Below are 24,485 nucleotides of genomic sequence, written 5' to 3' on the forward strand. Positions count from 1 at the left end.
ATCGACTCCTCAGGCCATCTGCGCGGCAGCTGTGACTTCGGCAGGTTGCGCCGAACGCACGGTGCGCCATGTGTTGTAAGCCATCAGGAACATGCCGCTGAGGAAGATCGCACCGCCCACCAAACGCACGATGAAGCCAGGGTGGCTGGCCACCAGGGTTTCGACGAAGGAGTAGGTGAGGGTGCCGTCTTCGTTGACCGCACGCCACATCAGGCCCTGGGCGATGCCGTTGACCCACATCGACGCGATGTAGAGCACGGTGCCGATGGTGGCCAGCCAGAAATGCGCGTTGATCAGGCCGAGGCTGTACATCTGCTCGCGACCGAAGATTTTCGGGATCATGTGGTACAGCGCGCCGATGGAGATCATCGCCACCCAGCCCAGCGCCCCGGCGTGTACGTGGCCGATGGTCCAGTCGGTGTAGTGGGAGAGGGCGTTGACGGTCTTGATCGCCATCATCGGGCCTTCGAAGGTCGACATGCCGTAGAAGGCCAGGGAGACGACGAGGAAGCGCAGGATCGGGTCGCTGCGCAACTTATGCCAGGCACCCGAGAGGGTCATCATGCCGTTGATCATGCCGCCCCAGCTTGGCGCCAGCAGCACCAGTGACATCACCATGCCCAGGGACTGCGCCCAGTCCGGCAAGGCGGTGTAGTGCAAGTGGTGAGGGCCGGCCCAGATGTACAGGGTGATCAGCGCCCAGAAGTGCACAATCGACAAGCGATAGGAATACACCGGACGCTCGGCCTGCTTGGGCACAAAGTAGTACATCATGCCGAGGAAACCCGCAGTGAGGAAAAAGCCTACCGCGTTGTGCCCATACCACCACTGCACCATGGCATCCGTCGCACCGCCGTACAGCGAGTAGGACTTGGTCAGGCTGACCGGGATTTCCAGGTTATTGACGATATGCAAGATGGCCACGGTGATGATGAACGCGCCGAAGAACCAGTTGCCCACATAGATATGCTTGGTCTTGCGCTTCATGATCGTGCCGAAGAACACGATGGCGTAGGCGACCCAGACAATGGTGATCAGGATGTCGATCGGCCATTCCAGCTCGGCGTATTCTTTGGAGCTGGTGTAGCCCAGTGGCAGGCTGATCGCGGCCAGCAGGATCACAAGCTGCCAGCCCCAGAAGCAGAACGCGGCGACTCTCGGCGCGAACAGCTGCGTCTGGCAGGTGCGTTGCACCGAGTAAAAGGAGCTGGCGAACAGCGCACAGCCACCGAACGCGAAGATCACCGCGTTGGTGTGCAAAGGGCGCAGGCGGCCGAAGCTGGTCCAAGGCAAATCGAAGTTGAGCGCAGGCCAAACCAATTGGGCAGCGAGAAAAACCCCGAGCCCCATGCCGACGATGCCCCACACCACCGTCATAATGGCGAATTGGCGGACCACCTTGTAGTTATAGGCGGTACTTAAAGTAGTGTTCATGGTTCCCCATCCACGGTTCAACCCAAGCAAGTGCGGCACTTGGGCTGGAGTTATAGGCAGACTAAAAAGCGAGGCAAGCATGGGCAAAGAGCACAAGGCCAGTATTGACGGGGATCAATGGGCGCAGTGTGTACGGGAACATGGCTGGTTGTGGGATGTCGCCACCGGCGCGACGTCGGGTGAGCCGGTCACGCTGATCCTGGCCCACGGCGCTGGCGCACCGATGGACTCGGCGTTCATGAACGATATGGCCGCACGCCTTGCCGGGCATGGCGTGAGCGTGTTGCGCTTCGAGTTTCCGTACATGGCCCAGCGTCGCGTGGACGGCGGCAAACGCCCCCCGAATCCGGCGCCGAAACTGCTGGAGTGCTGGCGCGAGGTGTATGCCGAGGTGCGACGTCATGTCGCTGGGAAACTGGCGATGGGTGGCAAGTCCATGGGCGGGCGGATGGCCAGTTTACTGGCCGATGAACTGGGCGCCGATGGGTTGGTGTGCCTGGGCTATCCGTTCTATGCGGTGGGCAAGCCAGAGAAACCCCGGGTGGAGCACTTGGCTGCGCTTATGACGCCCACCTTGATTGTGCAGGGCGAGCGCGATGCCTTGGGCAATCGTGCGGCGGTGCAGAGTTATGACTTGTCAGAGAGCATTGAGGTGATGTGGTTGGCGGCGGGGGACCATGACTTGAAGCCGCTGAAGGCTTCGGGGTTTAGCCATGAGCAGCACTTGGAGGCGGCGGCGGTGCAGGTGGCTGAGTTTCTCCGGACCTGTTAGCGCCCTATCGGGGGCAAGCCCCCTCCCACATTGGGCTGGGTTCACCTATTTCTATCGGTGAATACCGTCCAGTGTGGGAGCTGGCTTGCCTGCGATAGCAGTTTATCGGTTAAAACGCTCTACCAGCGAATACTGGGTATTGGCGGTATGCGTCAACTCTTCACTCAGTTGCGCCGAGTTCATCGCCTGCTCCGAGGTCTGGTCCGCCAACAGCGCAATGGTGCTGATGTTGCGGCTGATCTCCTCGGCCACCGCACTTTGCTCTTCGGTAGCTGCGGCAATCTGGGTGGTCATGTCGGTGATATTGGCCACCGCCTCACTGATACCTACCAAGGCCTGGTCTGCTTCCATCACCCGTGCCACACCTTCTTCGGCTTGGCGGTGCCCGGCGTCCATGGTTTGCACGGCCGCAGCCGCGGTGTGTTGCAGCTTGGCGATCAGGGTATGGATCTGCCCGGTGGATTCGGCCGTACGCTGCGCCAGTTGGCGCACTTCATCGGCGACCACTGCAAAACCACGGCCCATCTCACCGGCACGCGCGGCTTCGATAGCGGCGTTGAGTGCCAGCAGGTTGGTCTGGTCGGCAATGCCTTTGATCACATCAACCACGCCGCCGATTTCATCGCTGTCTTTGGCCAGTTGCGTGACGGTCACACCGGTCTCTCCAACGGCTGCCGAAAGACGCTGAATCGCCTCGCGGGTTTCCCCAGCGATATCGCGGCCGCGGCCGGTCAGGCGGTTGGCTTCCTGGGTGGCGTCGGCGGTGCGCTGCACGTGGCTGGCCACTTCTTGGGTGGTCGCCGCCATCTGGTTTACCGCAGTGGCCACCTGTTCGGTTTCCACGCGCTGGCGTTCCAGGCCGCTGGAGCTGTTGTGCGCCAGGGTGTTGGATTGCGCGGCCTGGTCGTTGAGGTGCTCGGCGGTGTCCTGCAGGCGGGTAAGACAGGTCTTCAGACGCGCTTCCTGGCTGAGGATCGACATTTCCAAGCGCGCTTGTGCGCCACGGCTGTCGGTGTACATCTGCGCGATCAACGGGTCGGACGTGGTCTGTTCGGCCAGGCGCAGCAAACGCTTGAGACCGCGCTGTTGCCAGCTCAAGCCCAGCAGGCCCAACGGCACCGACAGCGCCGCTGCCAGGGCAAAGCCCCATTGGGAGGTGAGGGTGGCGCCGATCATGAAGCTTAACTGGCTGACCAGGATAAACGGCAGCCAGTCCTGCAACACCGGCAGCCACTTGTCCCGTTGGGGGACGGCCGACTTGCCTTGGTTGATGCGTTGATAGAGCGCTTCGGCCCGGCGGATCTGCTCGGCGGTGGGCTTGATGCGCACCGATTCGTAGCCGATCACCTGGTTACCGTCGAAGACCGGCGTCACATAGGCGTTAACCCAATAGTGGTCACCGGTCTTGCAGCGATTCTTGACAATGCCCATCCATGGCAAGCCTTGTTTGAGCGTGGACCACATATGCGCGAACACGGCCGGCGGCACATCCGGGTGACGCACCAGGTTGTGTGGCGCGCGCACCAGTTCTTCGCGGGTGAACCCACTGATTTCGACAAAGGCGTCGTTGCAGTAGGTAATCACACCCTTGGCATCTGTGGTGGAGATCAACCGTTGCTGAGCGGGGAAGGTACGTTCGCGCTGGGTAACGGGTTGGTTATTACGCATGATTGTTCAATCCGCAAGGCTTTCAGGGGGTATCGGCCATGCGGGGCATTTATTTAACTTATTTTTGCAACAATCCTGCGAACAGCGTTGCCTCTGTAGAAGGCAGGCTTAGCCGGCGAGCATCGGGTAGGTAAACAACCCGAAGTGCAGCAGATTCAAGCCAAAATGCGTGGCAATCGCCGCGCCTAGCCCGCCGAACCGATACGCCAGGCCGTAGCCCACGCCCGCAATACCCGCCAGCAGCATCCACTGCCAACCCGCAGCAAAATGCACCAGGCCGAATAACAGCGAGGCCAGCAGCAGCGCGAGGTTCTCGCCATAGGGCAGGTGTTTGAAGCGTTGGCTCAGGCCGCCCTGGATATACCCGCGAAACAGCGCTTCTTCGACCAACGTCACCAGCAGCAGGTTGTTCAACACCCACAGCCACGCCTCGTCCGGCCACTTGGGCGCCCAACTGATCATCCCCAGCAGGGCCGCGCCACCCAAGGCGGCGATAGCGGCCAGAGTCAGGGCCATGGCTGTGACGCAGATCGACAGGCGCAATGAGCGCCGCGCCACAATCCACGGGCAGGCCAGCAACAGCCAGAAGCCGATCAGGGGTTTGTCCTGGTTCAGGTACATCGAGAAGGGCACTGAGTCCGGAGTAAATCGCTGGGGCGCAATACCGCGGCCGTTATAGAAGCCCGGTAGCCAGTGCATCGCCAGGCCCAGGGCCAGGACGATAAACAAGCCGTGGCCCAAGTAGCGTGCCCAAGGGTTGCGTTGCTGGCGCACGGCGTACCCGGCCACCAGCAACAGTGCGATGGAGACCGCCGCCAGTACGCCCAGTTGGCCGTAGATCAAAGCCACGACATAGCCAATGGAAAGTAGGGTGAGGTACAGCCAGGGCAAAGCAATCATGTGAAATCCTTGAAAAAAACTGGGCGGCATTATAGCGAGCGGTCTGCCTGGACGGCATGAAAACTCCTCCACCCACAGGGTGAGGGGAAAGGATTGCAAAATGTATTTGCGGCTGGTTATAGTCATCGCGTCTTTATCCCTTCAAAAAGATCAGCACATGCCAGCTTCCCAGCGCATAGCGGTAGTCGATTCAGCGGTCAACGCTGTGGTCGTGCCGTGCCGTGGCAAGCAGCCTGCGCAGATCAGTCACTACCCCCCACCTGTCAGTAGCACGCCGGTGTACGCAGTCGTATCACCGCCGGGTGTTGGCATTTCGGGCTGATCAGCGATTCGCTGTTGCCCCGTGCCTGCCTGAAAAAAACCTACTGAAATTCAGTTTTTACTGAGTCGGCTTTTTAGCCTGATAACAGGTGGTAACCATGTCTGTGCTTTCGAAACAATCCGTGGCCGCGGCGGCCTCGACGAGCGTGTTTGTCCTGCTGTGGAGCAGCGGGGCGATCTTCTCCAAGTTGGGCTTGGCCCATGCTTCGCCCTTTGCCTTTCTGCTGATCCGCTTTGCCATCGCCCTGATGGGGTTGGTGGTGTTGGTACCCATCCTCAAGTTGAAGCTGCCTCGTCCCGGCAAACCCTTGCTGTATGCGGCGGCGACGGGCCTGGTTTTGCTGGGGGCCTACCAGATTTTCTATCTGCTGGCCCTGGACCTCAACGTCACCCCCGGGGTGATGGCGACCATCATGGGCGTGCAGCCGATCCTTACCGTGGTACTGATGGAGCGCCAACGCTCCTGGCGCCGGTTGTTCGGCCTGGGGTTGGGGTTGGCGGGCTTGATCATGGTGGTGTACCAGGGCATCGGGTTGGCGGGCATGTCTCTGGCCGGGATGGTGTTGGGGCTGTTGGCGCTGGCGAGCATGACGTTTGGCTCTATCATGCAAAAGCGCATCACCGACAACCCCTTCGGCACGCTGCCGCTGCAATACCTGGCCGGGCTGCTACTGTGCGCGGTGTTCGTGCCGTTCCAGCCGTTCCACTTTGAACACAGTGCACGTTTTTACCTGCCGGTCCTGTGGATGGGGCTGGTGGTGTCCGTGCTGGCGACGTTGTTGCTGTACCGCCTGATCGCCCGGGGCAACCTGGTGAATGTCACCAGCCTGTTCTACCTGGTGCCAGCAGTGACGGCGGTGATGGACTACCTGATCTTCGGTAATCGCCTGGCCTTGTTGAGCGTGCTGGGAATGGCGTTGATCATCGTCGGCTTGGTGTTTGTATTCCGTAAGCAATAAACCCACCCCTGTAGGAGCGAGATTGGTCGCTCCTACAGTTTTTGCGGGCGCAGCACCAACCACAACGCCCCGGCAATCAGCACACCGCCATACAGGTGGGCCATGGACAGCGGCTCATCCAACAGCAACGCACCCCACAACACGCCGAACGGCGGAATCATGAAGGTCACGGTCATCGACTTGACCGGGCCGATGGACGACAGCAGGCGGAAGTACAGAATGTAGGCGAACGCCGTACATACCAGCCCCAATCCCAGCAGAGACGACCACACCTGCCAGCCGCCCCAGCTCGCCGGTGGATGGCTGATGGCGCTGTAGGCAAAGAACGGCAACAGAAACAACGTCGCCCCCAACATGCTGCCCAAGGCCGAGAGACGGCTGTCCAACCCGCCGCGCTGGTCCAGCCAACGCCGCGCCAGGAAACCGGCAAAGCCATAGCACGTGGTTGCCAGCAGGCACGCCAGTGCGCCCATCAATAATTCCAGATCAAAGGCCACCGGCCCCGCACGCGTGAGCACGGCAACGCCAAACAGCCCCAGGGCGACCCCTGCGATTTTCGATGGCGTCAGGCGCTCACTGAAGAACAGCCCGCCAATCAGCACGCCCATCAGCGGCGTGGTGGCGTTGAAAATCGCCGAATAACCTGCCGGCAGTACCTGTGCCGCCACCGAGTACATCGTCGCGGGAATCCCCGAGTTGATCACGCCCAGCAACAGGACCGTCTTGAACTTGCCCTTGAAATCCCAGCTCACGCGCATCATCGCCAGGATCACTAATAAGCCCGCGGCGGCAATCGACACGCGGAAAAACGCGGTGGGCACTGTGCCGATTTCCGGGGCGATGATGCGCATAAACAGGAAACTCGCGCCCCAAATGGCGGCCAGCCCCAGCAGATACAGGGTGTCAACAGGTCTCACGGAAAACTCCTACGCCAAATGGGGCGCAGAAGTGTTGCCCAGCGGGCAGGTCGGCACAATGGCTAATTGCAGTCAGTTCACCCCTGCGCAAAATCATTCTTCTCCTGCCTCGGTTCACTGGCTAAGCTCTGGGCTTCCAGATACCCGTTCGAGGTTTCCCGCATGTCGCAGTCCGCCCTCGCTATCGCCCGGATGATCCTCGACGGTTTCGACGATTACCGTGAACACTTCCGCCAGATCACCGATGGCGCCCGTGAGCGTTTCGAGAAGGCCCAGTGGCAGCAGGGGCAGGCCGCGTCGGCCGCGCGCATCAACCTCTATGAAGAGAAAGTCGCTGAGGTCACGACCCGCCTGCGCGCCAGTTTTGACCCTGCGCCGTTGCATGACATCGGCCAGTGGCCCCTGGTAAAAAGCGCCTATATCGGCCTGATCGACCTGCGATTTGACGATGAACTGTCCGAGACCTGGTACAACTCGATCTTCTGCGGCCTGTTCAGCCATGACCTGATCAGCGACGGCTGCATGTTCATCCACACTACCCGGCCGAGCCTGCGCCGGGCGCGGGCGGCGCAAACACGTATCTACACGCCGGCCGGTAAAATAGCGGACATGCTCGCGCAGGTTTTCTCTGACTACCGCTTCAGCGAGCCCTACGCCGACCTGCCCGCCGACCTGCGCCGCCTCGAAGCCCAGTTGCGGGAAAACCTGCCGGATTGGGTGTGCAAGGACCCGGACCTCAAGGTCGAGTTGTTTTCCTCGGTGCTGTATCGCAACAAAGGCGCCTACCTCGTGGGGCGCATCTACACCCGCGACGAACAATGGCCGTTGGTGATTCCGCTGCTGCACCGCGAAGGGCGTGGCATTCAGATCGATGCGTTGATCACCGACGAAGCCGACGTGTCGATCATCTTCTCGTTCACCCGTTCCTATTTCATGGTCGACGTGCCCGTGCCAGCGGAATTCATTGGCTTTCTCAAGCGCATTCTGCCGGGCAAGCACATTGCCGAGCTGTACACCTCCATCGGTTTCTACAAGCACGGCAAATCCGAGTTCTACCGCGCGCTGATCAACCACCTGGCCACCACCGATGACCAGTTCATCATGGCCCCCGGCGTGCGCGGCATGGTCATGAGCGTGTTTACGCTGCCGGGTTTCAATACGGTGTTCAAGATCATCAAGGACCGCTTCTCGCCGTCGAAAAACGTCAACCGCGCCACGGTGATCGAAAAGTACCGCCTGGTGAAAAGCGTCGACCGGGTAGGGCGCATGGCCGACACCCAGGAGTTCGCCGACTTCCGCTTCCCCTTGAGCAAGTTCGAGCCCGAGTGCCTGGCCGAGCTGCTGGAAGTCGCCGCTGGTACCGTCGAAGTGGAGGGCGATACCGTGCTTATCCGCCACTGCTGGACCGAGCGACGCATGACCCCGCTCAACCTCTACCTCGACAACGCCAACCCCGCTCAGGTGCGCGAAGCATTGGAGGATTACGGCCTGGCGATCAAGCAACTGGCGGCAGCGAATATCTTCCCCGGCGACATGCTGCTGAAGAACTTTGGCGTCACCCGCCACGGCCGTGTGGTGTTCTATGACTACGACGAAATCTGCTTCCTCACCGAAGCCAACTTCCGCCATATCCCCGCGCCGCGCACCCCCGAGGATGAAATGGCCTCCGAGCCCTGGTACTCCATCGGCCCGCTGGACGTGTTCCCCGAGGAATTCCCGCCGTTCCTGTTTGCCGACGCCGGCCAGCGCAAGTTGTTCGACGAGTTGCATGGCGAGTTGTACAACGCCGATTACTGGAAGGGCCTGCAGGACGCGATTCGTGCCGGTAAGGTGATCGACGTATTCCCCTACCGCCGCAAAGACCCGCTATAACCTATTGCCCCTGTGGGAGCGGGCGTGCTCGCGAATACGGTGGTTCAGTTGATACATCTGTGACTGACACACCGCTTTCGCGAGCAAGCCCGCTCCCACATTTTGGTTCGGTTTACACCCGTTGAAGCTCAACTGCCTGCCAGATGGCTGCTTTTCTGCCACACTTGCCGGCCGTGCATAAATAGATGACCGTCGAAATAGCTGATGACAGACCAAGCACCCACCCTCGACCAACTGCTCAAAGCCCTCGATCACGCCATGCTCGCCGACCGCCACCGTTTGCGCCGGCAGTTGCTTGAGCTGCGCAAGAAGCCCGATGAGGACAAGCTGGCGCAGTGGGTGGCGCGCATGCAGGCATCGTGCGCCCAGGTCACGGCGCGGCGCGCCAGCCTGCCGGTGATTCGCTACGACGACAGCCTGCCGATTGCTGCCAAGCGCGATGAGATCAAAGACGCGCTGAACAAGCACCAGGTGCTGATCATTGCTGGCGAGACCGGCTCGGGTAAAACCACGCAGTTGCCGAAAATCTGCCTGGAAATCGGTCGCGGCCAGTACGGTCTGATCGGCCACACCCAGCCACGCCGGATCGCAGCGCGCAGTGTCGCCAGCCGTGTCGCTGAAGAGCTGGCCACGCCATTGGGTGCGCTGGTCGGTTACCAAGTGCGCTTCGAAGACCAGAGTGACTCCAACACCCTGATCAAGCTGATGACCGACGGCATCCTGCTGGCCGAAACCCAGAACGACCGCTACCTCGAGCGCTACGACACGATCATCGTCGACGAAGCCCACGAACGCAGCCTGAACATCGACTTCCTGCTCGGCTACCTCAAGACCCTGTTGCCGCGCCGCCCCGACCTGAAGGTTATCATCACCTCGGCGACCATCGACCTGGAGCGCTTTTCCAAGCACTTCGACGATGCGCCAATAGTCGAGGTGTCGGGCCGTACCTTCCCGGTGGACACCTGGTATCGCCCCCTCACCCTGGAACAGGACGAGGAGGGCAACCGCGTCGAGGACGACCTGACCGTCGACCAGGCGATCCTCGCCACCCTCGATGAAATCGCCGCCTATGAGCGCAGCGAGCGACGCAGCCCCGGCGATGTGCTGGTGTTTCTGCCCGGCGAGCGCGAGATTCGTGATGCGGCCGACATGCTGCGCAAGGCCCAGCTCAAGCACACCGAGATTTTGCCGTTGTACGCACGGCTATCACCGGCCGAGCAACAGCGCATTTTCCAGTCCCACCCAGGCCGGCGCGTGGTACTGGCGACCAACGTTGCGGAAACCTCGCTGACGGTGCCGGGCATTCGCTATGTGATCGACAGCGGCACGGCACGCATCAGCCGCTACAGCTACCGCGCCAAGGTGCAGCGCCTGCCCATCGAGGCGATTTCCCAGGCCAGCGCCAACCAGCGTAAAGGCCGTTGCGGCCGGGTTGAACCGGGTATTTGCGTGCGCTTGTACAGCGAAGAAGATTTTATCGGGCGCCCGGAATTTACCGACCCGGAGATCCTGCGCACCAACCTCGCTGCCGTGATCCTGCAGATGCTGCACCTGCGCCTGGGCGAGATCACCGATTTCCCGTTTATCGAACCGCCGGATGGCAAGGCCATCAGCGACGGTTTCAACCTGCTGCAAGAACTCTCGGCGGTCGACCGCAACAGCCAGCTCACGCCGTTGGGCCGCCAGCTTGCCCGCTTGCCGGTGGACCCGCGCATGGGCCGCATGTTGCTGGAAGCGGCCAAGCTCGGCAGTTTGCAGGAAGTGTTGATCGTCGCCAGCGCCATGTCGATCCAGGACCCGCGCGAGCGCCCACCAGAGCGTCAACAAGCGGCCGACCAAGCCCACGCACAGTGGAAAGACCCGGATTCGGACTTCGCCGGGTTGGTCAACCTGTGGCGCGGTTTCGAGGAGCAGCGCCAGGAACTGACCGCCAGCCCGTTGCGCAACTGGTGCCGCAAAAACTTCCTCAATTACTTGCGCCTGCGCGAGTGGCGCGACTCCCATCGTCAATTGAGCCTGATCTGCCGCGACATGCAGCTGAGCCTCAACAAAGAGCCCGCCGACTATCCGAAGCTGCATAAAGCGGTACTGTCCGGCCTGCTCAGCCAGATCGGCCAGAAGACCGAAGACGGCGATTACCTCGGGGCGCGCCAGCGTCGCTTCTGGATTCACCCGTCGTCGGGCATCGGCAAGAAGCGCCCGCAATGGCTGATGACCGCCGAACTGGTGGAAACCACCAAGCTCTATGCACGCATGGTGGCGAAGATCGATGCCGACTGGATCGAGCCGCTGGCGGGGCATCTGATCAAGAAAAACCACTTCGAACCCCATTGGGAGAAGAAGCGCGGCCAGGTGGTGGCCTTTGAGCAGATCACCCTGTTCGGGCTGATCGTGGTAGGGCGTCGGCCGGTGCATTACGGGCCGATTGACCCGGTGGTGTCCCGTGAGTTGTTTATCCGTGAAGGCCTGGTGCGCGGCGAGATTCAGTCCCGGGCCAAGTGCCTGACGGCCAACCAGAAACTGCTGGAGCAACTCGACGAGCTGGAAGCCAAGGCCCGCCGTCGCGACATCCTGGCCGACGAAGAAACCCTGTACGCCTTCTACGATGCGCGCCTGCCCGCAGAGATTCACCAGACCGCCACCTTTGACAGTTGGTACAAGGTCAACAGCCAGAAAGACCCGCAACTGCTGATCATGCGTGAAGAAGACGTACTGGCCCGCGAGGCCAGTGAAGTCACCGCCGCGCATTACCCGGACACCTTGCACCTGGGCGACCTGGCCCTGGCCTTGAGTTACCACTTCGAACCCAACCACCCCCGTGACGGCGTGACCCTGCGGGTGCCGGCGCCGTTGTTGCCGGCGTTGCCAGCCGAGCGCCTGGAGTGGCTGGTGCCGGGGTTGATCGAAGCCAAGTGCATCGCTCTGGTGCGCAACTTGCCCAAGGCGCTGCGCAAAAACTTCGTGCCGGTGCCGGACTTCGTCAAGGCTGCGCTGCAACGTATCGAATTCGGCCAGGGCTCTCTGCCCCAGGCGCTGGGGCGTGAATTGCTGCGCATGACCGGTGCGCGGGTCAGCGATGAGGCGTGGGCCGAGGCGGCGCAACAGGTGGAAAACCACCTGAAGATGAACCTGGAAGTGGTCGACGGCCAGGGCAAGTTCCTCGGCGAAGGCCGTGACTTGGCCGAGCTCACCGCACGGTTCGCCGAAGCCAGCCAGGCGGCCTTGGCCGTGCCGCAAACCGCGAAAAGCCAGCAGCCGGTAGAGGCCAAGGTGTTTGCGGCGGTGGCGCAAAAGACCCAGCAGAACATCGCCGGCCTGTCGATGACGGTGTATCCGGCACTGGTGGAAGAGAACGGCACGGTCAAGGAGGGGCGCTTCTCCACCGCTGCCGAAGCCGAGTTCCAGCACCGTCGCGCCTTGCAGCGCCTGCTGATGCAGCAATTGGCGGAGCCGGCGAAATTCCTGCGCGGCAAATTGCCGGGCCTGACCGAACTGGGCTTGATGTACCGTGAACTGGGGCGAATCGACGCGCTGGTGGAAGACATCCTGCTGGCCAGCCTCGATACCTGTGTACTTGAAGGCGAAGCCAGCCTGCCACGCGATGGCGCGGGCCTGGCGGCCTTGGCTGAACGCAAGCGCGGCAGTTGGGCTGAGCACGCCGAACGCCTCGCGCGCCTGACCCTGGAAGTGCTGAAACTTTGGCACGGCCTGCAAAAACGTTTCAAGGGCAAGATCGACCTGGCCCAGGCCGTGGCCTTGAACGATATCAAGCAGCAACTGAGCAACCTGGTGTATCCAGGTTTTGTGCGGGAAACCCCGGCCCAGTGGTTCAAGGAACTGCCGCGTTTCCTCAAGGCTATCGAACTGCGTCTGGAAAAACTGCCGAGCCAGGTGCAAAAGGACCGCGTGTGGAGCAGCGAATTGGGCGGCCTGTGGGCGCAGTACCAGAACCGCGTGAACAAACATACCCAGGAAGGCAAGCGCGACCCGCAGTTGGAGCTGTACCGCTGGTGGCTGGAGGAGTACCGGGTGTCGCTGTTTGCCCAGCAGTTGGGTACCAAAGTGCCGATTTCCGATAAACGCCTGAGCAAGCAGTGGAGCCAGGTAGAGCCCTGAAGCCCTTGCCGCAAGGTGTTTGTTTGGCCTATAGCGCCAAATCCCCGGTGTTGTGGCAAACTTCGCGGTCACAAGATTGAATAAAAGCATTGCCAGTTTGATGCCCGCTGGATGACATCAAACGACTTTAATTTTGGTACGACGGTACCAATATCTTCTGCCTGACAGATTTAGAGGAACGACCGTGCATAACGTCGTCATCAGCGGCACTGGCCTGTACACCCCGGCCAACAGCATTTCCAACGAAGAGCTGGTGCAGTCTTTCAATGCCTACGTACAACAGTTCAACGCCGACAACGCCGCCGCTATCGAACGTGGCGATGTGCAGGCGCTGACCGAGTCGAGCGCGGCATTCATCGAAAAGGCATCCGGCATCAAGAGCCGTTTTGTGATGGACAAGGACGGCATCCTCGATCCACAGCGCATGGCTCCGCGCCTGCCCGAGCGCAGCAACGATGAATGGTCGGTGCTTTGCCAGATGGCCATCGGTGCCGCCGAACAAGCCCTGCAGCGCGCCGGCAAGACCGCCGCCGACATCGACGGCGTGATTGTCGCCTGCTCCAACCTGCAACGCGCCTACCCGGCGATCGCCATTGAAGTCCAGGAAGCCTTGGGTATCCAGGGTTTCGGTTTCGACATGAACGTGGCGTGTTCCTCGGCCACCTTCGGCATCCAGAACGCGGCCAACAGCATCCAGTTGGGCCAGGCCCGGGCGATCCTGATGGTCAACCCGGAAGTCTGCACCGGCCACCTGAACTTTCGTGACCGTGACAGCCACTTCATCTTCGGTGATGCTGCCACGGCGGTGATCCTGGAGCGTGCTGACCTGGCGACGTCCGAACATCAGTTCGACGTGGTGAGTACCAAGCTGCTGACCAAGTTCTCCAACAACATCCGCAACAACTTTGGCTTCCTCAATCGCACGGCTGAAGAGGGCATCGGCGCCCCCGACAAGCTGTTCGTGCAGGAAGGCCGCAAGGTGTTCCGTGATGTCTGCCCGATGGTGGCCGAATTGATCGGCGAGCACCTGGCAGAAAACCAGCTGAGTGTCACTGATGTGAAGCGTTTCTGGCTGCACCAGGCCAACCTGAGCATGAACCATCTGATCGTGAAGAAACTGCTGGGGCGCGACGCGTCAGTAGAAGAAGCACCGGTGATCCTCGATACTTACGCCAATACCAGCTCGGCCGGCTCGGTGATTGCGTTCCACACTTATCAGGATGACCTGCCCAAGGGCGCGGTTGCCGTACTCAGCTCCTTTGGCGCCGGGTATTCGATTGGCAGTGTGATTCTGCGCAAACGCTGAGTATGTGGCCGGACGCGGTCAACTGTGGGAGCTGGCTTGCCTGCGAAGGCATCGGCTCGGTGTGCCTGAATCACCGAGTTGTCTGGATCGCAGGCAAGCCAGCTCCCACATTGAGCGTATTTCCACGGCAAGATTGAGGTAAACGATGGCCGCAGCGGACGATGCGCACCTGCTTGAACGCCTGCTCAAGGGTGAGCAGCGGGCTTATAAGGATTTGGTCAACACGTACCAGAGTGCGATGCGGGCAGTGGCGTATGCCATCGTCGGCCAGCGCCATGCCGATGAGGTGGTGCAAGATGCCTGGCTCTCGGTGGTGCGCAACCTGGCCAAGTTCGAAGGGCGATCTAGCCTCAAGACATGGTTATTGACGATCACTGCCAATTCCGCAAAGAGCCGTTACAAACAAAATCGTCGGGAAGTCCTTCTCGACGATTTACCCTCGCCTCACGGCACTATCGGCGATGACCGCTTCAGCCCGGATGATGGCCATTGGGCTGTCGCCCCTTACGCTTGGCACCAGGACACCCCGGAAGCGCTGCTGACCGAAGATGAATTGCGCAAGTGCCTGGAGCATACGATTCTGAGTTTGTCCGAATTGCAAAGCAGTGTGCTGGTACTGCGTGAACGCCAGGGCCTGGAATTGGAAGAAATCTGTAATCTTCTGACCCTTTCACTCTCCAACGTCCGTGTGCTGTTGCATCGAGCGCGGCTTAAAGTCTTCGCCACGGTGGAGCATTTTGAGGAAACGGGTGAATGTTGACCTGTAAAGAACAAGTAGCGCGTTCCAGTGACTACCTCGATGGGCAATTGACCTTTCGGGAGCGTCTGCTGGTGCGTCATCACTTGATGTTCTGCCCGAACTGCCGGCGCTTTATCCGTCAGATGCGCCTGATGCAGGCAACGCTCAAGCGTATGCCGCAGGAGCCGGTGGAGGGTGTGGATGCGCTGGCTGAACAACTGGCGGCCGAGCGGCGTAAAGACATCATGTAGGAGCGAGCTTGCTCGCGAAGAACGTCAACGATAACGCGGGTATCCTGGAGAACCGCGTTGCCTGTGGGTTCTTCGCGAGCAAGCTCGCTCCTACATGTTAAGCGTTAGAACTTGGCTTCAGCATCCAACTGCAAGGTGTTGGTGTCGGCATCGCGCTGGGTCCGGCTGGCAAAGTCAGCCTTGGTCAGGAAGTAGGTGGCGCCGATGGCGAAGTTCTTGTCGATGTCGTAGCTGACTTTCATCTTGTGACCGCGCGAGCCGGTGGTGCCGTTGGCGAAGTCCGAATCGGTGAAGGCGCCGACGACGGCATTACGTTGAACGTCGCGGTAGTTGTAGTCCAGGTTCAAACCGAACACCTTGGACTTGGCACCCAGCAACCAGGCGGTGTCCTGGTCGGTCACCGCATCGTTGTTTTTTACGTACTGGCCGTAGAACGACAGCGGCACAGCCAGGCCACCGATGTCTGCTTGTGCAAAGCCTTCGTACAGGCGGAATTCGTTGTTGGCCGAGTTGCCGTTGACCGCCAATGCGCAAGGCGTGGTGGTGGTTGTGCAGCGGCTGTCTTCGTCGTTCTTGTAGGCGTAGATGCTGCCGCCCAAGGTCATTTTCAGGTTGTCGGTGACCGAGAAACGCGTACCCAACTGGCCGGACGTCAGGCGCAGGTCATGGCGAAATTGCACGCCGTCACCGTCGACGTTGTCCTTGAGGTTGTAGTTACCCAGGCTACCGAACAGCTCCGCGCTGCTACCCAGTGGGTATTTGTAGGTGACGGCCAGGCCTTCAGGGTTGATGTCGCTATCCCAGATCACATCGCCCATGTTCACCCACGGCTGCAGCATCTTGCCGCCGATCACGTGCAGGTTCTTGATCTGGTCCGGGTGGTAGTCGATGTAGCCGAGGTCCAGCCAGATCGACTTCTTATCGAAGTAGCCATCCTGGTCCTGGTTGGTGGAGCGTGCATCATCGCCGCCGCCGGTGGCGATACGGATACCGGTGTCCACCTGCGGGTTGATTTCGGTGTAGGCACCCAGGCGGGCACGAATGCGTTGACGGTCCTTGTCACGCCCACCGTTGTTGGGTTCGCCGTCGATCTTTATGGTTTCCTGGCGGAAGCGCACGTCACCCTTGAACTGGGTCTTGGCTGCCCAAGCCAATTTCTGGTCGAAGCTGCTCAGCTCGTTGGTTTTTTTCGCGGTGGCCGCGATCTGCTCGTTGGTCTCTTGTTGAGCCTGGCGTGCGATCTGCTGCTCTTTCTGATCCCTGGCCAGTTCCATTTGCAGTTCGGTGTACTGCGCCGCGGTGATCTGGCCGTTGGCCTTGAGCATGTCGAGCAATTTAGCGTCGACTGCAGCGCTGGCCGGAACGCTCAGTGCCAGCAACAGGCCGCCACACAGGACCGCCGCAGTTTTAGTGGAAGCAAGACGCATATCAATCTCCGAAAGTGAGGAGGGAGGGCAACACCCTCCAGGACACAACCGACCCATGACGGACGGAAAAAATGTCGCCCGGTAGACCCGGACGCTCTAAAAACTGGCGTCAGTATCGCGACCGTTTATGACGGAGTAGTGGCTAAGTGATTTCATCTAGATGACAAATCGTTACGCTACGGAACTAAGGGTTTTGACGTCTGTCCGCGTGTTTTGAGGATGTGCGCGCGGCTGTGATCGGCGATACTCGCCAGGTTTTCATGCCAAGAAACAATGAGGATGCCGATGCCGCTGCAACGCCTGGACAGCTTGTCCGATATCGCTGCGCACACGTGGGATGCCCTGATGCCACAGGCTCAGCCGTTTATGCAGCATGGGTTTCTGAGTGCGCTGGAAGACAGCGCCAGCATCGGCCCGCATTCGGGCTGGCAGACGGAGCACTTGCTGCACTGGGAAGGCGACCGGTTGATGGCGGCATTGCCGGGTTATCGCAAATGGCATTCTTATGGCGAGTACGTGTTCGATCATGGTTGGGCCGACGCCTGCGAGCGCGCCGGCATCGACTATTACCCCAAGTTGCTGACGGCCGTGCCGTTCAGCCCGGTCGGTGGGCCGCGGGTATTGGCTGCCAGTGCCGCCGACGCTTTTGAGTTGCTCAATAGCCTGCCGGGTTATCTGCAGATCGAAGGCCTGTCGAGCGCCCATATCAACTTTACCGATGCCCTCGCCGATCAAGCCATGGCCCAACACCCCGGCTGGTTGCAGCGCTTGGGTTGCCAGTTTCATTGGCAAAACCGAGGCTACCGCGACTTCCAGGATTTCCTCGACGCCCTGAGTTCACGCAAGCGCAAACAGATGCGCAAAGAACGTGAACAAGTGGCAGGGCAGGGTATCGAGTTCGAGTGGTTGCAAGGCCATGAGCTGAGCGAAGCCCAGTGGGATTTTGTCTATGCCTGCTACGCCAACACCTACGCGGTGCGCCGGCAATCGCCCTACCTGACCCGCGCATTTTTCAGCCTGCTGGCTGAGCGCATGCCCGCAGCCATCCGCGTAGTCTTGGCCAAACAAGGCACGCGCCCGGTGGCCATGGCCTTCAGCCTGCTTGGCGGCGACAGCTTCTATGGCCGCTACTGGGGCTGCCTGGCGGAATTCGACCGCCTGCATTTCGAGACCTGTTTCTACCAAGGCATGGACTACGCCATCGCCCACGGCCTGCAACGCTTCGATGCGGGTGCCCAGGGGGAGCACAAATTGATTCGCGGGTTTGAGCCTGTGATTACGCGGTCATGGCACTACTTGCGCCACCCGGGGTTGAAGAGTGCCGTGGAGGATTTTCTTGAGCGAGAGCGGGTGGGGGTTCTGGCGTATGCCGAAGAGGCGAGGGCGGCCCTGCCTTATCGGCACTCTGACGGAACGTAAAACACCTTGTAGGAGCGAGCTTGCTCGCGAAGAACGTGCAGACGACGCGGGATTACAGCTATAAGCACCGCGTCATCGTTGGCGTTTTTCGCGAGCAAGCTCGCTCCTACAGGGATTGGGTCAAGCTGTTTTTTCTGCACCCAACCATCGGTACGTAATGCCGCCGATCACCGCGCCGAGGATCGGCGCGAGCCAGAACAGCCACAGTTGCTGCAGCGCCCAGCCGCCGACAATCAACGCAGGCCCTGTGCTGCGGGCCGGGTTGACCGAGGTGTTGGTCACCGGGATGGAGATCAGGTGGATCAGCGTCAGCCCCAGGCCAATGGCGATGGGCGCGAAGCCTGCCGGGGCTCGACGGTCGGTGGCGCCAAGGATGATCAGCACGAACATCGCCGTCATCACCAGCTCACAGACAAAGCCTGCCGCCATTGAATAACCTCCGGGTGAATGCTCGCCATAACCATTGCTTGCCAGCCCGGAGGCCAGTTCGAACCCGGGTTTGCCGCTGGCGATGAAGTACAGCAGTGCGGCGGCGATGGCGCCACCGATCACTTGCGACACGATGTAGGCCGGCAACTCCCTGGCCGGGAATCTGCCGCCGACCACCAACCCCACCGAGACGGCCGGGTTAAGGTGACAGCCGCTGATATGCCCGATGGCAAATGCCATGGTCAGCACCGTGAGCCCAAAAGCCAGGGACACCCCGAGCAGGCCGATGCCGACGTTGGGGAACGCTGCGGCCAACACCGCACTCCCGCAGCCACCCAACACCAGCCAAAACGTACCCAGTCCTTCCGTTACGGAACGTTTGAACAGTGACATGAACACTTCCTTAGATTGCTCTATCTGATTAACGGTCTGTGTGGCTTCCCTGCCGCCTTAAATCAGGGCCCTCCTGGGGCCTGATTGCAGTACAGCAGGATTGTGTCGCAAGACCAGCCAGATAGAGAAAGCTGTCAGAATTGTTCGGAATTGAGCGGGGCTTTACCCAGCGAAATCAGTCTATGCCGACAAAACCCCCGGTCTGATGCTGCCATAACCGCGAATAAAGCCCGCCGTATGCCAGCAACTCGGAATGGCTGCCGCTCTCGGCGATCTGGCCTTTTTCCAGCACCACCAGGCGGTCCATTCGTGCGATGGTCGACAACCGGTGTGCAATCGCAATCACCGTCTTGCCCTGCATCAGGGTTTCCAGGCTCTCCTGGATCGCCGCTTCCACTTCCGAGTCCAGCGCAGAGGTGGCTTCGTCCATGATCAGGATCGGCGCGTCCTTGAGCAGCACGCGTGCGATAGCGATACGCTGGCGTTGCCCGCCGGAGAGTTTCACGCCGCGCTCACCCACATGGGCATCCAGCCCGGTGCGGCCCTCGGAATCCGACAGCAGTGGGATGAACTCATCGGCGCGGGCCTTGTGCACCGCCGCCCAGAGTTCCTCGTCAGTCGCGTCGGGCTTGCCATACAGCAGGTTGTCGCGGATCGAGCGGTGCAGCAACGAGGTGTCTTGGGTAATCATGCCGATTTGCGCGCGCAGGCTTTCCTGGGCGACCTCGGCAATGTCCTGGCCGTCGATGAGGATGCGCCCGCCCTGCAGGTCGTACAGGCGCAGCAGCAGGTTGACCAGCGTCGACTTGCCCGCGCCGGACGGGCCGATCAAGCCGATTTTTTCCCCGGCCTTGATCTCAAGGTTGAGGCCGCCAATGATTCCGCTCTTCTTGCCGTAGTGGAAGTCCACCTGCTCGAAGCGTACCTGGCCGTGGGGCACCGTCAGGCGGGGAGCGTTTTCACGATCGACCACGGCCAGTGGCTGGGCGATGGTCTTCAGACCGTCCTGCACGATACCGATGTTTTCGAAGATGCCGTTGACCACCCACATGATCCAGCCGGACATGTTGACGATGCGGATCACCAGGCCTGTGGCCAGGGCAATCGCGCCCACGGAAATCAGCGACTGTGTCCACAGCCACAGGGCCAGGCCGGTGGTGGTGACGATCAGCAGGCCGTTCAGAATACAGATTACGGTGTCCATGCTGGTGAGCACGCGGGCGGCCAGTTGGGTTTTTTCGGTCTGCTCGATGATCGCTTGCTTGGCGTATTCCTGTTCATTCTGGGTATGGGCGAACAGCTTCAAGGTGGTGATATTGGTATAGCCGTCAACAATTCGGCCCATCAACTTGGAGCGCGCCTCCGAGGAGACCACCGAGCGTTCTTTCACGCGAGGCACGAAGTAACGCAGGGCCAGGCTGTAGCAAACGATCCAGGTGATCAGCGGAATCATCAGCCGCCAGTCGGCCTCGGCAAACAACACCAGGGCACTGATGGCGTAGATCGACACGTGCCAGATAGCTTCTGCGGTCGCCACCGCCGAGTCACGCAAGGAGTTGCCGGTTTGCATGATCCGCTGGGCGATGCGCCCGGCAAAGTCGTTCTGGAAGAAATTCAGGCTCTGCTTGAGCACGTAGCTGTGGTTCTGCCAGCGAATCAGGCTGGTCATGCCGGGGTTGATGGTCTGGTGCACCAGCAAGTCATGCAGGCCGTTGAAGAGCGGGCGCAACAACAGGGCCACCACGGCCATCCAGATCAGCTCGGCGCTGTGGGTCTGGAAGAAATTCGCCGGTGGCGTGCCCTGGGCCAGATCGATGATGCGGCTCAGGTAGCTGAACAACGCGACTTCGATCAGGGCGCCGACCAGCCCCACCACCAGCAGCGCGGCGAAGCACGGCCACACCTGGCGCAGGTAATAGAGATAGAACGGCAGGACTTTTTCGGGAGGGGCCGCGCTGGGGGCGTCGCGGAAAATATCGATCAGTTGTTCAAAACGACGATAGAGCATTAGGTTTGACGCCCGCCTGGCGGGCTCTCCTTTCAAAAGGTGCACGGTGCCATGCGGGCACCGTGCAAAGCTGCCTGCGGACCTCAGTCGATGCGCTTGGCCGACTTGATGATCACAGGATCGATAGGCATGTTCTGCATGCCTTGCTTGGTGGTGGTCTGGGAGTTGACGATGATGTCGACCACGTCCATGCCCTTGACCACTTTGGCGAACACGGCATAACCGGCATCGCGGCCCGGGTCGAGGAAGGCATTGTCTGCCACGTTGATGAAGAATTGGCTGGTGGCCGAGTTCGGGTCATTGGTGCGAGCCATGGACAAGGTGCCACGCACGTTATGCAGGCCATTGCTGGCTTCGTTCTTGATCGGTGCTTCGGTCGGCTTTTGTGACATTTGCTGGGTGAACCCGCCGCCCTGGACCATGAAGCCCGGGATCACGCGGTGAAAGATCGTATTGGTGTAGAAGCCCTTGTCGACATAGGCCAGGAAGTTCTTGGTGCTGATCGGCGCCTTGACCGGGTCCAGTTCGATTTCAATCTGGCCGTTGGTGGTGTCGAGCAAAACATGTGGCGCCTTGGCCGGCTCAGCTGCCATTAGGTTGGCAGCAAACAAGGCGGAACCGGCAAAGAAGGCGATTTTTTTCAGCATGGGTCAGTGATCCTGGGTAGTGGTTTCGACGGTCTTTAGAAAGTCGAGCAAGGTCGCGTTAAAGACCTCGGGTTGATCCAAGGGCGTGGCATGGCGGGAATCTTCGATGACCACCAGCCGCGCATCGGGCAGCAGTTTTACATAGATTTCTTTCTGCGCCACGGGGGTGTAGTCATGGTCGGCGCTGATGACGAGGGTTGGACAGGCAATTCTCGACAGTTGTTCCTGCACGCCCCAGCCCACAATGGCGTCGAAGCTGGCGAGATAAGCACGTTTGTCGTTTCTTGCCCAGCGCTCGGCCATCTTGCGGCGCAGGTCGGCCTGCTCAGGTTTGGGGAACAGCCGATCGCCCAGGGCCTTGCCGATGGTGCCCAGGCTGAGCACACGGGCCAGGGTCCAGCGTTTGGCCCACTGCCAATAGTCATCGGCACTGCGCACCTTGACCTCAGGCGTGCTGTTGACGATGCACAGGCTCTTGACCCGCCGGGGTTCATCCACCGCCAGTTGGAAGGCGATCATGCCGCCCATGGATAAACCCACCACGTGGGCCGCTGGCAGGTCGAGGTGTTCGATCAGCGCGATCAGGTCGAAGGTAAACCCCTTGATGCTGTAGCGCTCCCGGGGTTTGTCCGAGCGACCATGGCCGCGCACGTCAACCACGATAAGGTGATAGTGTCGGGCGAGTACCGGTACTTGCAGTTCCCAATCCTGGCTGCTGGAGCCCAGGCCGTGGATCAGGATCAGCGGGTTGCCATGGCCATATTCTTCGTAATGCAGGCTGCAGCCTTCATGGTCGAACCAGGCCATGGATGAACTCCGTTTCAGGCTTGTTGGGGGGCGGCGAAGGGCGCGTCCAGGGGAGCGGTGTCAAAGGTGCGCAGCAATTCCACGAGGATCTGCGTGGCGGGCCCCAAGGGTTTGTCTTTGTTGGAGTACAGGTAAAACGTCGGGTTGCGACTGCCACCTTTTTCCAGGGGAAGCTGCTTGAGCACGCCCTCCTTGAGTTCGCGCTCGATCATGTGCCGGGGCAGCCAGGCAAAGCCCAGGCCGCTGGCGACGAAGGTGGCCGCGGTAGCGAGGCTGCCGACGGTCCAGCGCTGTTCGGCGCCGAGCCAGCCGACGTCGCGCGGTTGTTGGCGGCCGGAGTCACGGATCACCACCTGCATCTGGCTCTCCAGGTCGTGGAAACTCAGCTCACGGTTGAGGCGATGCAGCGAGTGATCGGGGTGGGCCACGGCGACGAACTCCACATCGCTCATTTCCGTGCCCAGGTAGCCCGGGATGATAAAACCGCAAATGGCCAGGTCCGCCATGCCGTCGAGCAGCAACTCTTCGACGCCGGACAGTACTTCTTCGCGCAGGCGCACCCGGCAGCCACGGCTTTGCGGCATAAAGGCGGTTAATGCGCGAACGAGACGTGCGCTGGGGTAGGCGGCGTCCACCACCAAGCGCACTTCGGCTTCCCAGCCCTGTTCCATATGATGAGCGAGGTCCTCCAGCTGGCTGGCGTTTTTCACCAGTTGGCGGGATCGGCGCAGCAGCACCTCACCGGCCTCGGTCAGCACCGCCTTGCGCCCGTCGATACGCAGCAAGGGGACGCCGAGTTGGTCCTGCATGCGCGCCACGGTGTAGCTCACTGAAGATTGCGAACGATGCAGCGCTTCGGCGGCTTGGGCAAAGCCGCCATGGTCGACCACGGCTTGCAAGGTGCGCCATTGATCGAGGGTAACGCGGGGCGCTTTCAAGATGAGCTCCTCTTGTCCTAAGCTGGCGGTCCTTATTGGAGACTGCCGAATGAGAAAATTGTGTTGTGTGTTGCTGGCGTTGCTGCCGATGAGCGCGTTTGCCTATCCTATCGACGTGACGAAAAAGATCGATGGCGTGAGCATTGACTACACCGCCTCCGATGTGGACGGCGACATCAGTTCGATCCAGCTGAACAACTACGGCGCCCAGGACGCGGTGTGCAAGGTCACCTTTACCAACGGCCCGGAATCGCCACGCCGTCGTACCGTGACCGTGCCTGCTGGCAAAAGCACTAACACCACGGTCAAGTTCAACCGCGCCATCATCAAGATGCGTATTGCCCTGGACTGCGCGCCAAAATAAAGCAACAGCGGAGCGTGCTCACAGGAATACTCCGCTTATAAACAAATTTCTAGATGGGTTGTAGCAGTTTTTTGCGCTTTTTTATCGAATAGGCCCCGGTTAACCTTCTCTCCATCGACTTACAGCAATTACCGATGGAGCCTACGAAGCCATGTCCAATGTTCTGATCATCGAAAGCAGTGCGCGCCAGCAGGATTCCATTTCCCGCCAGCTCACCCAACAGTTCATCAGCCAATGGCAAGTCGCCCATCCGGCAGACCGCATCACCGTGCGCGACGTAGCGCTCAATCCGGTACCCCATCTGGATGCCAACCTGCTGGGCGGCTGGATGAAACCGGCGGAGCAGCGTAACGACGACGAACAGGTGTCCCTGGACCGCTCCAACGAGTTAACTGACGAACTGCTGGCCGCCGACGTGTTGGTGATGGCCGCGCCGATGTACAACTTCGCCATTCCGAGCACCCTTAAAGCCTGGCTGGATCACGTGTTGCGGGCGGGTGTGACCTTTAAATACACCACCACCGGGCCCCAGGGTCTGTTGACCGGCAAGCGCGCTATCGTGCTCACCGCACGCGGTGGTATCCACACTGGCGCCACCTCGGATCACCAGGAACCGTACCTGCGCCAGGTCATGGCATTTATCGGCATTCATGACGTTACCTTCATTCACGCCGAAGGCGTCAACCTGGGCGGCGACTTCCAGGAGAAGGGCCTCAATCATGCCAAGGCGCAACTGGCCCAGGTGGCCTGAGGCGTTAATCGTCAGATAATCCCGTGCTGCTTATATAGCCCCACGCA

At 60.5% G+C, this 24,485-nt stretch carries 20 protein-coding genes; 10 read left to right on the plus strand and 10 right to left on the minus strand.

Annotated features, from left to right (window positions below; translation table 11 throughout):
* Nucleotides 1–9: 9 nt before the first annotated feature.
* The gene (ccoN, locus tag BMH52_RS11280) at nt 10–1,434 is read right to left on the minus strand and encodes a cytochrome-c oxidase, cbb3-type subunit I (RefSeq protein WP_019820482.1); all 1,425 of its coding nucleotides are present in this window, start codon (nt 1,432–1,434) and stop codon (nt 10–12) included.
* A gap of 79 nt (nt 1,435–1,513) precedes the next feature.
* Between ccoN and BMH52_RS11285 the strand changes: the two genes are divergently transcribed.
* Nucleotides 1,514–2,206 (plus strand): alpha/beta family hydrolase, encoded by a 693-nt coding sequence (locus tag BMH52_RS11285; protein WP_019820480.1) that lies wholly within the window; start codon nt 1,514–1,516, stop codon nt 2,204–2,206.
* Nucleotides 2,207–2,308: 102 nt separating this feature from the next.
* Here the strand turns inward: BMH52_RS11285 and BMH52_RS11290 are convergent, their stop codons facing one another.
* Together BMH52_RS11290 and BMH52_RS11295 are read right to left on the minus strand one after the other, a co-directional pair.
* On the minus strand, nt 2,309–3,874 hold the full coding sequence (locus BMH52_RS11290) for a PAS domain-containing methyl-accepting chemotaxis protein (protein WP_014719440.1): 1,566 nt from the start codon (nt 3,872–3,874) through the stop codon (nt 2,309–2,311).
* A gap of 108 nt (nt 3,875–3,982) precedes the next feature.
* Entirely contained in the window at nt 3,983–4,774 is a 792-nt protein-coding gene (locus BMH52_RS11295; protein WP_019820478.1) for a CPBP family intramembrane glutamic endopeptidase, read from the minus strand.
* Nucleotides 4,775–5,193: 419 nt separating this feature from the next.
* Here BMH52_RS11295 and BMH52_RS11300 point away from each other — a divergent pair, with 419 nt between their 5' ends.
* Nucleotides 5,194–6,054, plus strand: coding sequence for a DMT family transporter (locus BMH52_RS11300; RefSeq protein ID WP_073843725.1), 861 nt, complete (start codon nt 5,194–5,196; stop codon nt 6,052–6,054).
* A gap of 32 nt (nt 6,055–6,086) precedes the next feature.
* Here the strand turns inward: BMH52_RS11300 and BMH52_RS11305 are convergent, their stop codons facing one another.
* On the minus strand, nt 6,087–6,971 hold the full coding sequence (locus BMH52_RS11305; protein ID WP_014719437.1) for a DMT family transporter: 885 nt from the start codon (nt 6,969–6,971) through the stop codon (nt 6,087–6,089).
* 162 nt (nt 6,972–7,133) lie between these two features.
* Here BMH52_RS11305 and aceK point away from each other — a divergent pair, with 162 nt between their 5' ends.
* From aceK to BMH52_RS11335, 5 genes are all read left to right on the plus strand, one after another.
* Nucleotides 7,134–8,843 carry a bifunctional isocitrate dehydrogenase kinase/phosphatase gene (gene aceK, locus BMH52_RS11310; protein WP_014719436.1) on the plus strand — a complete coding sequence of 570 codons (1,710 nt, stop codon included), beginning with the start codon at nt 7,134–7,136 and terminating at the stop codon, nt 8,841–8,843.
* A 204-nt stretch (nt 8,844–9,047) separates the two neighbouring features.
* A complete protein-coding gene (hrpA, locus tag BMH52_RS11315; protein WP_073843727.1) occupies nt 9,048–12,959 on the plus strand; it encodes an ATP-dependent RNA helicase HrpA in 3,912 nt (1,303 codons plus the stop codon).
* A gap of 184 nt (nt 12,960–13,143) precedes the next feature.
* A complete protein-coding gene (locus BMH52_RS11320) occupies nt 13,144–14,265 on the plus strand; it encodes a beta-ketoacyl-ACP synthase III (protein ID WP_003193141.1) in 1,122 nt (373 codons plus the stop codon).
* Between the two features lie 145 nt (nt 14,266–14,410).
* Nucleotides 14,411–15,025, plus strand: a complete 615-nt coding sequence (locus tag BMH52_RS11330; protein WP_014719433.1) for an RNA polymerase sigma factor — start codon at nt 14,411–14,413, stop codon at nt 15,023–15,025.
* Entirely contained in the window at nt 15,019–15,255 is a 237-nt protein-coding gene (locus tag BMH52_RS11335) for an anti-sigma factor (protein WP_014719432.1), read from the plus strand. The genes BMH52_RS11330 and BMH52_RS11335 overlap by 7 nt, the downstream gene beginning before the upstream one ends.
* Nucleotides 15,256–15,359: 104 nt before the next feature.
* Here the strand turns inward: BMH52_RS11335 and BMH52_RS11340 are convergent, their stop codons facing one another.
* Nucleotides 15,360–16,682, minus strand: coding sequence for a putative porin (locus BMH52_RS11340; RefSeq protein ID WP_003193136.1), 1,323 nt, complete (start codon nt 16,680–16,682; stop codon nt 15,360–15,362).
* A gap of 285 nt (nt 16,683–16,967) precedes the next feature.
* Between BMH52_RS11340 and BMH52_RS11345 the strand changes: the two genes are divergently transcribed.
* Nucleotides 16,968–18,101 carry a GNAT family N-acetyltransferase gene (locus tag BMH52_RS11345; RefSeq protein WP_014719431.1) on the plus strand — a complete coding sequence of 378 codons (1,134 nt, stop codon included), beginning with the start codon at nt 16,968–16,970 and terminating at the stop codon, nt 18,099–18,101.
* A gap of 120 nt (nt 18,102–18,221) precedes the next feature.
* On the opposite strand, the gene aqpZ is transcribed toward BMH52_RS11345, so the two are convergent.
* From aqpZ to BMH52_RS11370, 5 genes are all read right to left on the minus strand, one after another.
* On the minus strand, nt 18,222–18,923 hold the full coding sequence (gene aqpZ / locus BMH52_RS11350; protein ID WP_019820470.1) for an aquaporin Z: 702 nt from the start codon (nt 18,921–18,923) through the stop codon (nt 18,222–18,224).
* 175 nt (nt 18,924–19,098) lie between these two features.
* A complete protein-coding gene (locus BMH52_RS11355; RefSeq protein ID WP_019820468.1) occupies nt 19,099–20,931 on the minus strand; it encodes an ABC transporter ATP-binding protein in 1,833 nt (610 codons plus the stop codon).
* Between the two features lie 83 nt (nt 20,932–21,014).
* A complete protein-coding gene (locus tag BMH52_RS11360) occupies nt 21,015–21,578 on the minus strand; it encodes a peptidylprolyl isomerase (protein ID WP_073843729.1) in 564 nt (187 codons plus the stop codon).
* A gap of 3 nt (nt 21,579–21,581) precedes the next feature.
* Complete coding sequence (locus tag BMH52_RS11365; RefSeq protein ID WP_019820467.1) at nt 21,582–22,385, minus strand: alpha/beta fold hydrolase; 804 nt, start codon at nt 22,383–22,385, stop codon at nt 21,582–21,584.
* A 14-nt stretch (nt 22,386–22,399) separates the two neighbouring features.
* A complete protein-coding gene (locus BMH52_RS11370) occupies nt 22,400–23,323 on the minus strand; it encodes a LysR family transcriptional regulator (protein WP_014719426.1) in 924 nt (307 codons plus the stop codon).
* 49 nt (nt 23,324–23,372) lie between these two features.
* Here BMH52_RS11370 and BMH52_RS11375 point away from each other — a divergent pair, with 49 nt between their 5' ends.
* Nucleotides 23,373–23,687 carry a 3-phosphoglycerate kinase gene (locus BMH52_RS11375; RefSeq protein WP_014719425.1) on the plus strand — a complete coding sequence of 105 codons (315 nt, stop codon included), beginning with the start codon at nt 23,373–23,375 and terminating at the stop codon, nt 23,685–23,687.
* Nucleotides 23,688–23,838: 151 nt separating this feature from the next.
* On the plus strand, nt 23,839–24,438 hold the full coding sequence (locus tag BMH52_RS11380) for an FMN-dependent NADH-azoreductase (protein ID WP_073843731.1): 600 nt from the start codon (nt 23,839–23,841) through the stop codon (nt 24,436–24,438).
* Nucleotides 24,439–24,485 lie beyond the last annotated feature (47 nt).

This window comes from Pseudomonas sp. BTN1, assembly GCF_001907715.1.
Taxonomy (GTDB): domain Bacteria; phylum Pseudomonadota; class Gammaproteobacteria; order Pseudomonadales; family Pseudomonadaceae; genus Aquipseudomonas; species Aquipseudomonas paracarnis.